The organism is Kribbella caucasensis (assembly GCF_004361855.1).
In the GTDB taxonomy this organism is placed as follows: domain Bacteria; phylum Actinomycetota; class Actinomycetes; order Propionibacteriales; family Kribbellaceae; genus Kribbella; species Kribbella caucasensis.
Window position 1 is genome coordinate 507973 of sequence record NZ_SNWQ01000003.1, and the last position, 14885, is coordinate 522857.

Here is a 14885-nt window from a genome sequence, read left to right on the forward strand (position 1 = left end):
CCAGGAGATGGCAAGTTTTGAACACCTCTCGCGAGCTACGGACGGCGAACCGGACAGCTCTTGTGCAGGCCCTGTTCTTCGACGGGCCGGTGACCCGTGCACAGCTCGGTGCATCGTCAGGTCTCAGCCAGGCGTCGGTGAGCACGGTCATTTCAGAACTCGTCGCCGAAGGCGTGGTGACAGAGGTTGGGGCGCTGCGGTCCGACGGCGGCCGCCCCAGGCAACTGCTCAGAATCGCGCCAGACCACGCGTACGTCGTCGGCGTCGACGTCGGTGAACACTCCGTCCGTGCGACGCTCCACGACCTGTCCATGAAGGTTCTGGCCGCCGCCGACGTACCGCTTCCCGACGGGCCAGTGGTCGCCGACGTCGTCCGGGCGATCAGGACGCTGACCTCGGTCACAATGTCCGATGCCGCAGTCCCGTCCGGCTCGGTGCTCGGGGTCGGCATCGGCGTACCGGGCATTGTCACGCATGAGCCCGAGCCGTTCGTCCACAGCCAGGTGATCGGATGGGATGGGGTTCCGCTGCGCCGGTTGCTCGATCTCGGTCTGCCAGTTGCAGTCGGCAACGGGACAAGAGCAATGGGACAGGCCGAACTGTGGTTCGGTGCCGGCCGGGGAGCGCGCAACGTCGTGTTCGCGAAGCTGGACTACGGTGTTAGTGCGTCCTCTGCCGCCGACCGCGGGTCGGAGCGTCTGCCGACGCTCAGGACATGCGAGTGGGGACACACCAGTGTGTCCGTCGACGGGCCAAGGTGCCGGTGCGGTACCCATGGCTGCCTCGAGACGTACGTCGGCGCGGACGCGATCGCACGCCGGTACGCGCGGGCGCGGGGGAAGCGGATCCGCGGTGGCTCCCGGAAGGCGATTGCGACACTGGTGAGCGAGGCGCCGGAAGACCCGACGGCCGCGGGGCTGATCGAAGAGATGGCGGGCTATCTCGGTGTCGGTATTGCGAATCTCGTCAATCTCTTCCAGCCGGACCGCGTTGTCCTGGGTGGCTGGGTGGGACTCGAACTGGGGCCGGCGCTGCTTCCCGAGCTGCGCCGGGTGCTCGCCAGCCGTACTCTCCGGCAACCGCTTGCACGCACCGAGCTGCGCCTGGCCGAACTGCGCACCCACGCGGAAACGACCGGCGCAGCGACGCTGCAGGTCGAACGCTTCCTCGCCCTCGGCGCCAGGCCGGTGCCGGGATGAGTCGACAGCAGACGCAGCCCAGAGCGGAACGGATCATGGACGAGACACCCAGTGACAATGCATCCCGATCGGACGCCGAACGTCGTACCGTCGTTCTTATGGACAACCGTGCCGAGGTTCGCGAATTCCTGATATCGCGGCGCGCGAAGGTCAGTCCGGAGCAAGCCGGCGTCCCAGATGTCGGCGTCCGCCGGGTGCGCGGGCTCCGCCGCGGCGAAGTTGCCATGCTGGCAGGTGTGAGCATCGAGTACTACTCGAAACTCGAGCGGGGCGCCCTCGGTGGAGTCTCTGCCTCAGTGCTGGATGCGCTCGCCCGCGCACTGCAGCTGGACGACGCTGAACGAGCGCATCTCTTCCACCTCGCACATGCGGCCGACGGCACCAGTGCCGCGATGCGGCCGCGTCGACGTCCCGGAAGGCGCTGGACGCCACGCCCCAGCCTTATCTGGGTGCTGGATCAGTACGCCGCACCGGCGATCGTCCGCAACGGCCGGATGGACCTGCTCGCCTGCAACCAGCTGGGCCGTGCGATGCATGCCTCGCTGTACGACGCCACGGCAGGGACACGACCGAACTTCGCCCGCTTCACCTTCCTCGACCTCGAGGCGTCCCGCGACTTCTACCCTGACTGGGATCGCGCCGCCGACACTTGTGTCGCGATCCTCCGTACTGAGGCCGGTCGTGACCCGCACGACAAGGATCTGCATGACCTTGTCGGTGAGCTCGCGGCCCGGAGCCCCGACTTCCGCCGCCGCTGGAGCACCCACGACGTCCGTTACCACGGCGCCGGCACCAAGACCTTCCATCACAGCGAGGTGGGCAACCTCGAACTCGGCTACGAGAGCGTCGACATGCTCTCCGACCCCGGTCTCACCCTGACCCTGTACGTCGCCGAGCCCGGCTCGCCAACTGCCCAGGCCCTCGAACTGCTTGCCTCTTGGACGAGCCCGGCCGCTCAGGTCGAGGCCTGAGCGGCCGGGCTGCTTCAGCCATTCCGGTCGTCCTGCGGGACTGAGCAGGACCGGTTCGTCGGTGTCAGGGCTGGGGTGCGTCGTGCTCCACGACCTTCTTCAGTTGGGCCAGTTCCTTCTGCCCGTCGACCTGGATCCCGTAGGTCCGGTCCCAGGTGAGCGGCGTGATCGAGATGTGGTCCTCGCCGACCACGGCTGCGACGGCCAGTGCTGCGCCGATCGTTGGTTTCCCAACAAATGGCGGCTTGCTCTCCGGGACAAACACCCTCCCTCACATAGGCGCCGTGAGGAACATCTGTGAGAAGATGGGCCATCGTAAGCCGACTGCGGTGATCAGGACCGGTGACGAGACCCCGGCGCTGGTGGATGCGTACTGCACCGTCTTGGATGCCTGCCGAGCCCATGGCAAATCCGTCGGCGTCGGTGGGTTGTCCTCGCGTCTGGATCTGGCCCGCCGCTTCGTCGACGCCCGCGCTCGGCACGTCTCGGTGGGCACTGATCTGTCCTTTCTCATCCACGAAGCCGAAGCAGCCCTCGCCGACCTCTCACTCGAGTGACCTGACTCGTGCCAGTTTCGTCGTTTGCCGCTCTAAACCGGCACGACTCGAGTGACATGGCCTGCGGATGAGCGACTGGACGATGCGACGGGCGATTCCTTCGCCGGGAGTTGATCAGGCAAAGGGTGGTTGGGCCCGCAAGTACGTCGTTCGTGCGGGAGCGCCTGAGGCGCCGGCTCCAGACTCGAGATGGGCGGTCGGCTGCGCGCCGGACGAAACCATCGCGACTGGTCGATCACCTGAGATCACGAGGCTTCAATCTCGAGACCGTCGGCTGGCGTGCTCAATCGCCGAACGCCGAAACCGTCGACCGCTTCCGCACCCACAGCTCTTCGCCCAGCACCGGAGTCGACGCCGATCGCGTTGCTCCGGCCTGTCTTCAGGTGCAGCGCGACCGTACTGGGTCGGCAATCAGCTCCGCGATCGCCTTCAAGACACAGCTCTGACTTTGCTTACCAGATGGTGAAGCGTCCGTCGACGATGAGGTTGGTGCCGGTGATGAAGCCGGCTGCTTGGCTGAGGAGGAAGACGATGGGGCCGGCGACTTCTTCGGGTTGGTCGTTGCGGCCGATCGGTTCCGAGGTCGTGGGCGTCGAGAGCGATCGCACCCGAATCATGTCGTTGCTTGGTCGTCATCTGGACGACCACTTCGGCTCACGGACCTCGGTTGATCGGCTGCGGCGGCTCGGAGTGCGGTGAGCGCGAGGCTGTGGTCATCGGCTGAGGTCAGGCCGGAGACAGCGAGCACTCCGACCAGGGATCCGCTGACGCGGATCGGCACGGCACCACCAGTGGCGGCGTAGTCCCTGGGTGGGTAGCCCGAAGGCGGTGTGGAATCTCATCGGGTCGTCGGCGGCGTAGGTCTGGCCGACATCCTGGGATGACCGGTCGAAGCGTTGGACGATGCGGGTCTTGCGCATGACCCAGTCGTCGTCGTCAGCGCTGGTGCCGGGGAGGGCAGCGTGGAAGACGCGTTTGTGCGCCGAGGTGAACGCTGATGGTGATGGCAGCTTTTGCGTCCGCGACTGGGTGACGAGGTCGACGCCCAACCGCCAGGCATCGTCGTGATCGAACGAGGCAAAGTCGGGTTCCTCAGGCACGGTGGACTCCTTCAGCGAAGACCTTCATCGGCGGAGATGTCTAGAAGGTGAGGAGTACCTTCGTGGCGCGTCGTTCGTCCATGGCCTGGTAGCCCTCGGCCGCCTGGTCGAGCGGAAGCGTGAGGTCGAAGACCTTGCCAGGATCGATCTTCCGGTCCCAGATCAGGTGGATCAGCTCAGGTAGGAACCGTCGTACTGGTGCAGGCCCACCGTGCAGGTGGACGCCGGAGAAGAACATTTCCTCGCCCGGAAGCGCCACGTCGTGGCTCACGCCGACGTAGCCCACATGACCGCCGGCACGGGTCGACCTGATCGCCTGCATCATCGATTCCTGGGTTCCGACTGCCTCGATCACGGAATGGGCGCCGAGACCGTGGGTGAGCTCCTTGATCTTCTCCACCCCTTCATCCCCGCGCTCGGTCACGATGTCGGTGGCACCGAAGTCCAGGGCGAGTTTCTGCCGGGTCTCGTGCCGGCTCATCGCGATGATCCGTTCCGCGCCGAGTTGTTTGGCCGCGAGGACTCCAAGGAGGCCGACCGCGCCGTCGCCAACGACGGCCACGGTCTTGCCGGGGCCCGCCCCGGCGGCGACGGCGGCGAACCATCCTGTGCCGAGTACGTCGGAGGCGGCCAGCGGAGACGGGATCAGCTCCGGGTCAGGTCGGCCGGGGGTCGTCACCAGTGTTCCGTCGGCCAGTGGGATGCGGATGAACTCGGCTTGTCCGCCCGTCGCTGCCCCGGGTTGACGGTTGACACAGTGGGTCTGGTATCCGGCCTGACAGATCTCGCAGGTGTTGTCCGAGGCGAAGAATGAGCCGACGACGAAGTCACCGATCTTGGTGACGTTCACGTCGTCGCCGACCTGCTCGACGGCCCCGACGTACTCGTGGCCCATCGGTGTCGGCTGGTTGACGGGATCCTGGCCACGGTACGGCCACAGGTCCGACCCGCAGATGCAGGTTGCGGCGACCCGGATGACAGCGTCCGTGGGCTCGACGATCACCGGGTCCTCACGCTCTTCGGTCCGGACATCGCCTGGGGCGTGCATTACTACACCACGCATCGATTCTCCTCGAGGTCCAGGCAACGACTCGCGCCGCACCATTCGGATCATGCAGGTGTCCAGGAGTGGTGGACCGCGTCGTACATCCTAGGTATCGAGGCCGTCTCGCTGAGATGCACTATCAGGGTATGTCAGACGGCTCACTAGCTTCGGTAATGTCGGGCTGTTGTGGGGCGGCGCGGCCTCGAGTAATGACTTCCTGAAACGTAAAGGTGCGGACATGCGATTTGGACTCTTCATTCCCCAGGGATGGCGGCACGACCTCGTCGGTGTCGACCCGGCCGACCAGTGGGCGGTGATGCGCGATCTCGCCAGCGCGGCGGATTCCGGCCCTTGGGAGTCGCTCTGGGTCTATGACCACTTCCACACCATCCCAGTGCCGAGCGACGAGCCCACGCACGAGGCGTGGACCTTGATGGCCGCGTTCGCGGCCTCCACCGAGCGCATCCGTCTTGGTCAGATGTGCACCTGCATGAGCTACCGCAATCCGGCGTACCTCGCCAAGGTTGCCGCCACTGTCGACCATGTCTCAGGTGGGCGGCTCGACTTCGGCATCGGCGGCGGATGGTACGAGCACGAGTGGCTGGCCTATGGCTACGGGTTCCCGTCGGCAGGCGAACGGCTGGCGCGGCTTCGCGAAGGGGTCGAGATCATGCGCCAGGCCTGGACGACCGGCACCGCGACGCTCGCCGGAAAGCACTATCAGGTGGACGGCGCAATTGTGCGGCCGCTGCCTCGCCAAGCCGGTGGCATTCCGATCTGGGTGGCCGGCGGGGGCGAGAAGGTGACCCTGCGGATCGCAGCGAAGTACGCCGCCTACACGAACTTCGGCGGTGACCCGGAGACCTTCACCCGAAAGAGTGAGATCCTGCGCGGGCACTGTGCTGATCTAGGCACCGACTTCGACGCGATCACTCAGTCGATGGAGTTCCACACCATCATCGGGGCAACCGAGGCAGAGGCCACCGAGCGTCGGCGGGCCATCGAGGCACGGCTGCTACCGGTGCTCGGTGAGGCGAACACGGCCAGCGCGATGGCGCCGTACGACGGACCGCAGGGCCTTGTCGGCACCCCCGAACAGGCGTACGAGAAGCTCGTCGCGAGCCGGGACCTCGGGATGGGGTACGCGATCCATTACTTCCCGGAGTCGGCCTACGACCGGTCAGGAGTCGAGCTGTTCGAGCGCGAGGTGATCCCCGCGCTGGCGTGAACGGCGGAGGTGGTCGCGCATCTTGAGGGTGAGCGGTAGTTAGCGACCACGTCGCGGTCGTCCGGTGTTGCCTGAAACTGTCCGCGATCGACGCTGATTCCCATCCTCATACCGTCCTCCTGGGTATTCCGGCTCGGAGATAAAGGCAGCAATTAGGTTGCGCGGCTGAACAGAGGGCTGGGGAATCGCGACCAACTAACGACCACTTTATGGCCGTCGGAAGTCAGCGACAGGCAAGCACTGGCAACTACGACAGGCCTGTAAAACAAGGAGTTCGGCGCCTGCCAACCATGCACAACTATGTTGGCTCAAAGGACGGGGGTTCGATTCCCCCCACCTCCACCCTCGAGAACGCGCAGGTCAGAGCACGATTGACCTGCGCGTTCTGCTGTGCGCGACCACTTTATGACCAGTCTGAGCAACAGCGGCTGGGGCACCGTGGCGACGCAACGCTGCGGACCCAGGGGGACATCCTGGGTCAGCGACGGCTTGGCATGGCCGAGGCGGTCAGCGATCTCGCGTACCGACGGACCGGCCTCGTCCAGCCGGGTCACGACGGTCTTCCGGCACGTGTGAGACGTGACCCAGGCGAGGTCGGGGTTAACGCGCACCATCGCTGCCTTCATGTCGCGGTTGGCGTTGGATGGGTTCCATACCCCGCCCTTCAGGCGCTCCGCGCCGTCGCGGCGATGCCCGCAGTGATCCGTGATGGATCCTTGCGCAGCCGCTTTCGCCCACCGCAGTCCCCTGCCGCCGTTTGTCACCGAGGACCTCTCCGATCTGCTCGCTGACGTGGTTGCTGCGCCGTCGCTAGCCGTGCGGTTCGTCGTGGCCGGCCGGTGGTTTGTCCTGGGCCTTGGCGCCGCGGCTGCGGGTGATCCTACGAGCACGTACTGCCTGAGACGGCCGGCGGCCAGCAGGCGCGCGTAGGGGGCGGCGAACGGTCGAGCCGGCCGCGCCGTCGGTGGGATGCCTGGTGAGGGTTCGGCCTCACCAGCGGCGGATTGATACGCAGGCTGTGGCCGAAGACCTGCGGCGCCACTACGTGGCCCTCCAGTTGCTGCAGAGCGACGAACAGCAGCGCCAGCCACAGCGCGGCCAGGGGATCGCCCTGGAACAACGCGACCAGGATCGGCGGAGCCGCACCAAGCACCAGGCCCAGGTACGGGATGAGCTCCATCAGCCCGTAGAAGACACCGAAGAAGACGGCGTAGGTCCGACCGGCGGGGAAGATCCCGAGTGCACCAAGCACCCACAGGGCGGTTCCGGCTTTGAGTCCCATGATGAGGCTGAACATGAGCTGACCGCGCACGTAACCCGACACCGCGCGCTGCACCCGGGCCGGTAGTCGTCCTCGATGCTGCCGTCACCGGGCGGCAGCACTTGCCGGGCCGGCGACCCGATCCGGCCACCATAGATCAGCATGTAGATGGTGATCACCAGCACCAGGATCAGCACGAACGCGGCCCCTGCGATCATGGTGACCAGGTCACTGGTGAACGCCACGACATTGCCGGTGCCCCGCAACAGCGAGGCCTGCAAGGTTTCCAGCGCGGTCTCACCTGGGCGCTTGATCTCGACGCCGATACCCCGCTGATCCAGCCATTGCTGGAACCGCGCCAGCGAGGCGTTGGCCGAGTCGACCAGCCGCGGCAGATCGGCCTGGAGCGCCGACAGTTGCGCAGCGACCTGCCGAACCACCAACACAACGACACCGGCCATAACCAGGAAGAACGCCACGAACACGGCGCCGATGGCGATCCCCCGCGGTACGCGTGCCCGCTGCAGGGCGGTGACCAGCGGATTCACGATCGGCGCTACCACCACGGCGATCAGGAAGACCATCAGCACCGGAGCCGCAGCTCGAGCCAACCCGGTCAGCGCGAACAGTGCGACCGCCACCACGATCGCCTGAACCCACCGCGGCACCACCACTGGCTCAACCGTCGGCGTCGGTGTGGGTTCCGCTGCGATCTTCGGTTCCGCCACGTCTGCTGCAACGGGTGCTGGGGTGTGCTCAGCGTCGAGAGGAGCCGCGTCGTCTGCCGGCGTGGCCGAGGTCAGGTCGTCGTCAGTCGGCCTTTTCCGTCGAGCGGCCTGGGGAGGTCGCCGGGTCGCCGGTGTGTCTATTGCTCATAGGCCCCGCCTCCTTGCCCAGACCCGCGCACGACGGCGCACCGATCAACCCCTGGTTGGCGTTGCACCGGTACCCAACGCCTACACGCCCGTGACTAGTAGGGGTGCCGCCATGCTCGGTAGCGAGCGATGCCCTTGGCCTGGCCGATCAGCATGCCGGCATCGATGGCCTGCCACAGCCCTTCGGCTTGCTGTGCGGTGGCGACCGCGCTCGCGCGCGGGCTGGGTGAGCTGGTTTTCCGGCCAGCCGACGGGCCAGGAAGTCGATCAGGCAGATTGCGGCCGCCGATCGCGGCACCCTACTCTTGGCGGCACCTCACTGGACGGCCTCAGCGGGGAGTGTGCCGGCCAGCACGGCCGCGGTGCGTGGCGGCCGGGTGGATCGGCTGGTCGCTGCGGTGCGGGTGTTCGTGGCCCAGCTGGAGTGCGCTGACCACGAGGGCGAAGTGGCTGAAGGCCTGGGGCGTGTTTCCCAGTTGACGCCGCGTCACGGGATCCCACTCCTCACTGAGCAGGCCGACGTCGTTGCGTAGGGCAAGTAACCGCTCGAAGAGGATCGTTGCCTCCTTGGTCCGTCCGGCGTAGTTCAGCGCGTCCACAAGCCAGAAAGAACAAGCGAGGAAGACGCCTTCGCCGGCGGGAAGGCCGTCCTCGCTGGTCTCCGTGCGATACCTCAGCACGAGCCCGTCCTGGGTGAGATCCCGCTGGACCGCTTCGACCGTCGCGATGACCCGGGGATCTGTGCCGGGAAGGAATCCGACGCGGGGGATGAGCAACAGGCTGGCGTCCAGATCCGTGCTGCCATAGGACTGGACGAAGGTGCCGCGCCTGGCGTCGTAGCCGTTGGTGAGTACATCGGCGTGGATCGCATTGCGTAAGCGTTCCCAACGGCGGACAGGACCAGGGAGCCCGCCGTCACGGACGGCGCGGGCCATGCGATCGGCCGCGACCCAGGCCATCACTTTGGAGTGCGTGAAGTGGCGACGAGGTCCGCGCATCTCCCACAGTCCGTCGTCGGTGTCTTTCCAGTGGCCTCCGAGGTAGTCCATCAAGGCGACCTGGAGGTCCCACGCGTCGTCCGGCTTGCTGAGATCGGCCTGGCGGGCGAGGTGGAGCCCGTCCAGGACCTCACCCCAGACGTCGAGCTGCAATTGACCGGCTGCTGCGTTGCCCGTTCGAACCGGCGTGGATCCCTCGTAGCCGGCTAGCCAGGGCAGGCTGGTCTCAGGCAGCCGGCGGGTGCCGTCGAGGCCGTACATGATCTGTAGTTTGCTGGGATCGCCGGCCACTGCCCGGAGCAGCCATTCCCGCCACGCCGTTGCCTCGTCGACGTATCCGGCTGCGAGGAGCGCCTGCAGGGTGAAGGTCGCGTCGCGCAGCCAGCAGTAACGGTAGTCCCAGTTGCGGGGACCGCCGAGCTGTTCCGGCAGCGACGTTGTCACCGCTGCGACGATGCCACCGGTAGGCCTGTAAGTGAGCGCCTTGAGCACGATCAGCGAACGCTGTACGTCGTCGCGCCAGCGGCCGGTGACCGTTGAGCGCTCCGACCACTGCTCCCAGAAGTCGACCGTCTCGGCCAACGCACGCGCGGCATCGACCGGCTTCGGTCTGCTGAGGTGGCTCGGCGCCCAGGTGAGGACGAACGGCACCGTGTCCCCGGCACGGACCGTGAACTCCGAGATGGTGCGATTGTCCCGGCCCTCCAGCGGAGCCGGCGTACGCAACCACGCCGAATCGGGCCCTGCAACGGCCTCGATGGCGCCGCCCACGTTGCGGACCCATGGGATGATCTGCCCGTAATCGAACCGCAGGCGCAGCTCGCCCACCATAGGCACGGCTCCACTGACACCCTGCACAATCCGGACGATGTCGGGCGCCTGGCCGCGCGGAGGCATGAAGTCGATGAGCCGCACGGTGCCCTCGGGCGTGTCCCATTCCGACTCCAGCACCAGGGTGTCGCCCCGGTAGCGCCTCCGTGTACAGGATCCGCCGGCCGCGGGAGCGAGCAGCCATCGGCCGGCTTCAGCCGTGTCCAGCAGCGCCGCGAAGCAGGCGCCGGAGTCGAAGCGCGGCAGGCACAGCCAGTCGACGGAGCCCTCCCTGCTGACCAGTGCCGCGGTATGGAGATCTCCCAGTAGGGCGTAGTCCTCGATATTCGTCATGGCCCGGCTGCCTCGAGGTCGAGGACCACCTTCACGTCGTCAGGCTGCCGAGCGAACGCTTCTGGATAACGATGAAGCGGAACGGTTCGGGTGATCAGCCGGCTCAACCAATCGCGGTCCGCAGCGGCCAGCGCACGGATCGCCTGCTCGTAGTGCCGCCGGTTGGCGTTGACGCTGCCGAAGATGACCTTGTTGCCGAGCACCGCCTCACGGTTGAGGGCGCCGACATCGAGCGGCAGCCGACTGCCGACTCCGGAAACGCCGGTCAGACAGACGATCGCGTCCGGTGCGCCGTTCGTCATCGCCTCGACGACGACCTCCGGCACCCCCGTGCACTCCATCAGCACATCGGCTCGCAAACCCGAGTCGGGCAGCGAGTCGGGGTGATAAGTGGCGCCAAGCGAGCGGACGAGATCCGGTTTGGGTCCAGCGGTGACGCGGTCGAAGACGTGCACGCTCAGGCCGCGCTGGACACCGAGCAGCGCTGCGAGCAGACCGACTGGTCCGGCGCCGGTGACGGCGACGACCCCAGGCTGCCAGAAGGCTCGCTTCCCGATCCGTTCCACCTGTTCCCAGGCCTTCGCCACGATGGTGGTCGGTTCGAGCAGAACACCGAGTCGTCCAAGCGAGGGGCTCAGCCGCACAACGGCGTCCGGCTCGGTCCGCCACCGCTCGCGGGCGAACCCGTGCAGGCCTCGGATCCCGTGCTCGGTGTATCGGCCGTTGCGACACATGTCCCACTCACCGGCGGCGCAGGCCGGGCATGGCTCAGGATCGGGACGACGCACGATGCCCACAACGAGATCACCCACCGACAGGCCGCTGCCCGACGGAGCCTCCAGGACGCGCCCCAGATTCTCGTGACCGAGCACCAGGAAATCCTCGCTCGGCGGCGCCTCGCCGTACTCGCCGTTGATGATCTCAGAGTCGGTGCCGCACAGCCCGACCGCCAGTGACTGGATCAGCAGCGAGCCCACGTCGGGGTGTGGCTCAGCCATCTCTCTCAGGGTCGACGAACCCTGATCACCAGGCCGAACCGTGAGGGCCAGCATTGTCGCCGCACGCACTCGTGGAAAATGGTGTGCACCCTCGTGCGAACTTACTTCGTTCCTGAGATCGCGCACCGGGCACTCCTTGTCCGATCTGGCGGGTCGTGTACTCGTCCAGCTTCGGGCACGTCCGATGAGAGCGAGATGAGAACGACTGAACGGTTCAGCGACGCCGGCAATCCAGCTGGATAAGGGGTTGTAGTGTCAGAACCGTGCGCAGAATCGTTGTGATTCTTCTCCTGGCCGCTCTGGCTCTGGCAGGTTCCGGGGCTGCCGCCCACACGCTTCGGGCATCACGCGCCCAGGCGGCGCACCGGTCTTCGTCAGGCTTCCGAGCGTCGGCGCCGCCATCCACGAGTGCAACGAACCTCGTGATGACGAACGGTGTACGGAGGCAGTTGATCGCAGCAGCGGCCAAAATCAATGGCGACGTCCCGGTCTCGGAGTTCAAAGGGCTGGAGCCGCAAGGAAGCCACTATGCGTATGACCCGGCGACAGAAACATACTGGGCAGCCGCTTCGCTTCTTCCCCGCGACGATTCCTCCGCCGCGGCGGTCGCCGTACAAGACAACGGCTCCTACAACGTCTTCCGCCGAAGCGTCGGAGAATCGTGGACGGCGTACGACGTGGGGCTGGCCGGTGTCGGTGGAACGGGGTGCCCCATCACCTTGCCACCAACGGTCTTGCGTCTGTGGGGCTGGCCAAGCAACAGCTGCAGGGACAGCCCGCCATCCTGAGCACGACCGCTCCCGCCACGTCCTGGCGATGGCGCCCGATTGCAGCTAGCAGGTACGGCGATTTCCGGCTGGCGGGGTGCGGCGATCGGCGCTGGCCGTGACGACACAAGGTTCCCGCCGGGCGAGCCTGATTGCCTGAAGATGTCCACACATCGGCAGGGAGCGACCTTATGAGTGACTGGCGGATGCGTGGCGCCTGTGTGGGCGAGGATCCGGAGCTGTTCTTCACCATCGGGCACGCCGAGCCTGCGCGGCGGCAGATCGAGGAAGCAAAGCAGGTGTGCCGCCGCTGTGAGGTGATCGAGGCATGCCTGGGATGGGCGTTGGATACTCGGCAGGATGCAGGTGTCTGGGGCGGGCTTTCAGACGACGAGCGCCTGAGCATGATCCGCCGGGCATCCCGCCCAAAGCCAAGGAGCGCCTGAGAACTGCCGGCCCCACGCCCGATCCCCAGGAACAGCAAGGTCCTGCCGCTCGCGGACGATGGTTCCGCCTGACACCCAACCGCTCACCAGCCGCGAAGGGTCAGCGGATGTCGGCTTCCTCCGGTACGACCTCGTCGACCATCTGTTGGATGTGTTCGGTCTGTGGGCTACATGGCGCGCCTCATCATGCGGCCTCGCCTTCAGCGGCGGTCGTCACCATGAATGACTGTGCAACTACCGTGCACGGTTGCATGGCTCGGTCCGGCTCTTTCACGAAGTTCTCATGAACTCGCCGGCAGGGTTGATGGTGACGCCGTACCCGGCGTCGTCCGAAGGAGCAGACCATGCCAACGTCCGACCCCACGACCGATCGGCACCCGCTCAGCGGTTCGCCGGCTTCATCGACTTCCGACGGTCAGCGGCAATCCTCAACGCCGCCGCCCACGCCACCACCTGCGCGGCGTTGGCGGCTCTGGCATTTCATCGTTGCCCTGGGCATCTTCGCGATCCTCTTCTTCGGTCCCGGTGCCGTCACCGCGGCACAAACCGAATCGCTGACCTACAGTGCGTTTCTGGCGGATGTCCAGACTCACAAGGTGTCCGCTGTGGCCGTTGGCGCCAACGGACAGATCACCGGGACGCTCACCGGTGGCACACGTTTCGCCACCCTGGCGCCCACGTGGGCGCTGACCACTGACGATCTGGCCAACCGCCTCGAGAACGCCGGCGTGCAGGTATCGGCCGAGCCGGCTACCGACACTCTGCGCCAACTGATCGACTCCCTCCTGCCCACACTGCTGCTCATCGGCGCCTTCGTCTGGTTCAGCCGCCGGGCCGAGCGGAGCCTGGGGTCGGGCGGCGGGCTGGGCGGCCTCCTGCGGGGCAAGCCGGCCCGGGTGACGGAGGCCGAGCGGCCACGCACGCGTTTCGACGATGTCGCCGGCTACGACGGGGTGAAGGAGGAGGTGCGGGAGCTCGTCGACTTCCTGCAACATCCGGAGCGGTACCGGCGAGTGGGCGCGAGAGGTCCGCGCGGCGTGCTGCTCGTCGGCCCGCCCGGGACGGGCAAGACGCTACTCGCGCGGGCCGTGGCAGGGGAGGCAGAGGTCCCGTTCTACGCGGTCACCGGCAGCAGCTTCGTGGAGATGTTCGTCGGACTGGGCGCATCCCGGGTCCGCGACCTCTTCGCCGATGCCCGGCGCAACGGTCCGGCCATCATCTTCATCGACGAGATCGACGCCATCGGTGGCCGCCGCGGCGTGACCGGCTTCGGGGGGCACGACGAGCGCGAGCAGACCCTGAACCAGCTGCTCGCGGAGATGGACGGCTTCACCGAGGGCGGTTCGGTCGTCGTACTGGCGAACACCAACCGGCCGGAGATCCTCGATCCCGCGCTGCTCCGCCCCGGCCGGTTCGACCGGCAGGTGCAGGTTCCGCTGCCCGTGCTGGCGGAGCGGGCACAGATCCTCGGCGTCCACACTCGCGACAAGGTGCTCACCGGACACGTCGACCTGATGGATGTGGCGAGAGGTACACCAGGCTTCAGCGGCGCTGACCTGGCGAACCTGGTGAACGAGGCGGCGCTCCGGGCCGCCCGGGACGGTCGCGGCGAACTGCGGCCGGCCGACTTCGAGGACGCCCGGGAACGACTCATCCTCGGTCGTCGCGACGGTGCCGCGCTGCTTCCCGAGGAGCGGCTGCGGGTCGCCGTGCACGAGGCCGGTCACGCCTTGGTGGCGGCCTTGTCGCCGACAGCGGACCCGGTCGCGAAGATCACCATCCTCCCTACCGGTCTCGCGCTGGGCGCGACGCATCAGCTCCCGACCGACGAGCGCCGGCTGTACACCGAGCAGTATCTGCGCGAGTCGCTGGCGGTGCGGCTGGCCGGCCGCGCGGCCGAACTCCTCGTGTTCGGGGAGCCTTCGACCGGAGCGGCGGACGACCTCGCCGGGGCGACCGACCTCGCGCTGCGAATGGTCCGGGACTACGGCTTCTCGAAGGATCTCGGACCGGTCGCCTACCCCACCGCGGTGTCGGCTGCCGGCAGCGCCGAGGGCGGGAACAGGCCGTACGCCGAGGCGACCCAGCGGCAGGTCGATCTGGAGGTGGCACGCGTGCTCCGAGCTGCCGAGGATCAGGCCGATCTGCTGCTCGAGCGCCATCGCGCATCACTCGACCGACTGAGCGAGCGGCTGCTGCAGGACGAGACAGTCGACGGTGCGGTCGTCTACGACATCGTCCGCCACCCGCCGACGCGAGTCGCCTGACCGAGGGGA

15 protein-coding genes are annotated in these 14885 nt (G+C 67.0%); 6 read left to right on the forward strand and 9 right to left on the reverse strand.

What is annotated here, in order from left to right:
- The first annotated feature begins 137 nt into the window (after positions 1-137).
- Entirely contained in the window at positions 138-1199 is a 1062-nt protein-coding gene (locus EV643_RS09640; RefSeq protein ID WP_166665379.1) for an ROK family protein, read from the forward strand.
- Positions 1200-1297: 98 nt separating this feature from the next.
- Positions 1298-2170 carry a helix-turn-helix transcriptional regulator gene (locus tag EV643_RS09645; RefSeq protein WP_133799629.1) on the forward strand — a complete coding sequence of 291 codons (873 nt, stop codon included), beginning with the start codon at positions 1298-1300 and terminating at the stop codon, positions 2168-2170.
- A gap of 64 nt (positions 2171-2234) precedes the next feature.
- On the opposite strand, the gene EV643_RS09650 is transcribed toward EV643_RS09645, so the two are convergent.
- Positions 2235-2435 carry a hypothetical protein gene (locus EV643_RS09650; RefSeq protein ID WP_133799630.1) on the reverse strand — a complete coding sequence of 67 codons (201 nt, stop codon included), beginning with the start codon at positions 2433-2435 and terminating at the stop codon, positions 2235-2237.
- Between the two features lie 40 nt (positions 2436-2475).
- Between EV643_RS09650 and EV643_RS09655 the strand changes: the two genes are divergently transcribed.
- Positions 2476-2727, forward strand: a complete 252-nt coding sequence (locus tag EV643_RS09655; protein ID WP_133799631.1) for a hypothetical protein — start codon at positions 2476-2478, stop codon at positions 2725-2727.
- Positions 2728-3179: 452 nt separating this feature from the next.
- Here EV643_RS09655 and EV643_RS09660 read toward each other — a convergent pair whose 3' ends face one another.
- The 4 genes from EV643_RS09660 to EV643_RS09675 are packed head-to-tail and all read right to left on the reverse strand — an operon-like array spanning position 3180 to position 4890.
- Positions 3180-3344, reverse strand: a complete 165-nt coding sequence (locus tag EV643_RS09660; RefSeq protein ID WP_133799632.1) for an SDR family oxidoreductase — start codon at positions 3342-3344, stop codon at positions 3180-3182.
- Complete coding sequence (locus EV643_RS46875) at positions 3341-3508, reverse strand: heme-binding protein (protein WP_133799633.1); 168 nt, start codon at positions 3506-3508, stop codon at positions 3341-3343. Before EV643_RS46875 ends, EV643_RS09660 begins: the two co-directional genes overlap by 4 nt.
- Entirely contained in the window at positions 3441-3827 is a 387-nt protein-coding gene (locus EV643_RS09670; protein ID WP_166665380.1) for a heme-binding protein, read from the reverse strand. Before EV643_RS09670 ends, EV643_RS46875 begins: the two co-directional genes overlap by 68 nt.
- Positions 3828-3867: 40 nt before the next feature.
- Complete coding sequence (locus EV643_RS09675; RefSeq protein WP_133799635.1) at positions 3868-4890, reverse strand: zinc-dependent alcohol dehydrogenase family protein; 1023 nt, start codon at positions 4888-4890, stop codon at positions 3868-3870.
- Between the two features lie 220 nt (positions 4891-5110).
- Here EV643_RS09675 and EV643_RS09680 point away from each other — a divergent pair, with 220 nt between their 5' ends.
- Positions 5111-6100, forward strand: coding sequence for an LLM class F420-dependent oxidoreductase (locus EV643_RS09680; protein WP_133799636.1), 990 nt, complete (start codon positions 5111-5113; stop codon positions 6098-6100).
- A gap of 880 nt (positions 6101-6980) precedes the next feature.
- On the opposite strand, the gene EV643_RS46390 is transcribed toward EV643_RS09680, so the two are convergent.
- The 4 genes from EV643_RS46390 to EV643_RS09705 form a co-directional block, all read right to left on the reverse strand.
- Positions 6981-7397, reverse strand: a complete 417-nt coding sequence (locus EV643_RS46390) for an AI-2E family transporter (RefSeq protein ID WP_133799637.1) — start codon at positions 7395-7397, stop codon at positions 6981-6983.
- The gene (locus EV643_RS46395; RefSeq protein WP_133799638.1) at positions 7280-8089 is read right to left on the reverse strand and encodes an AI-2E family transporter; all 810 of its coding nucleotides are present in this window, start codon (positions 8087-8089) and stop codon (positions 7280-7282) included. Before EV643_RS46395 ends, EV643_RS46390 begins: the two co-directional genes overlap by 118 nt.
- 476 nt (positions 8090-8565) lie before the next feature.
- A complete protein-coding gene (locus EV643_RS09700) occupies positions 8566-10398 on the reverse strand; it encodes a glycoside hydrolase family 15 protein (RefSeq protein ID WP_133799639.1) in 1833 nt (610 codons plus the stop codon).
- Positions 10395-11396, reverse strand: a complete 1002-nt coding sequence (locus EV643_RS09705) for a glucose 1-dehydrogenase (RefSeq protein ID WP_238165471.1) — start codon at positions 11394-11396, stop codon at positions 10395-10397. The genes EV643_RS09700 and EV643_RS09705 overlap by 4 nt, the downstream gene beginning before the upstream one ends.
- 958 nt (positions 11397-12354) lie before the next feature.
- Between EV643_RS09705 and EV643_RS09710 the strand changes: the two genes are divergently transcribed.
- Positions 12355-12609: a WhiB family transcriptional regulator gene (locus EV643_RS09710; RefSeq protein ID WP_166665381.1), complete on the forward strand. Its 255-nt coding sequence runs from the start codon at positions 12355-12357 to the stop codon at positions 12607-12609.
- Positions 12610-12953: 344 nt separating this feature from the next.
- A complete protein-coding gene (ftsH, locus tag EV643_RS09715; protein ID WP_133799640.1) occupies positions 12954-14876 on the forward strand; it encodes an ATP-dependent zinc metalloprotease FtsH in 1923 nt (640 codons plus the stop codon).
- Positions 14877-14885: the final 9 nt, after the last annotated feature.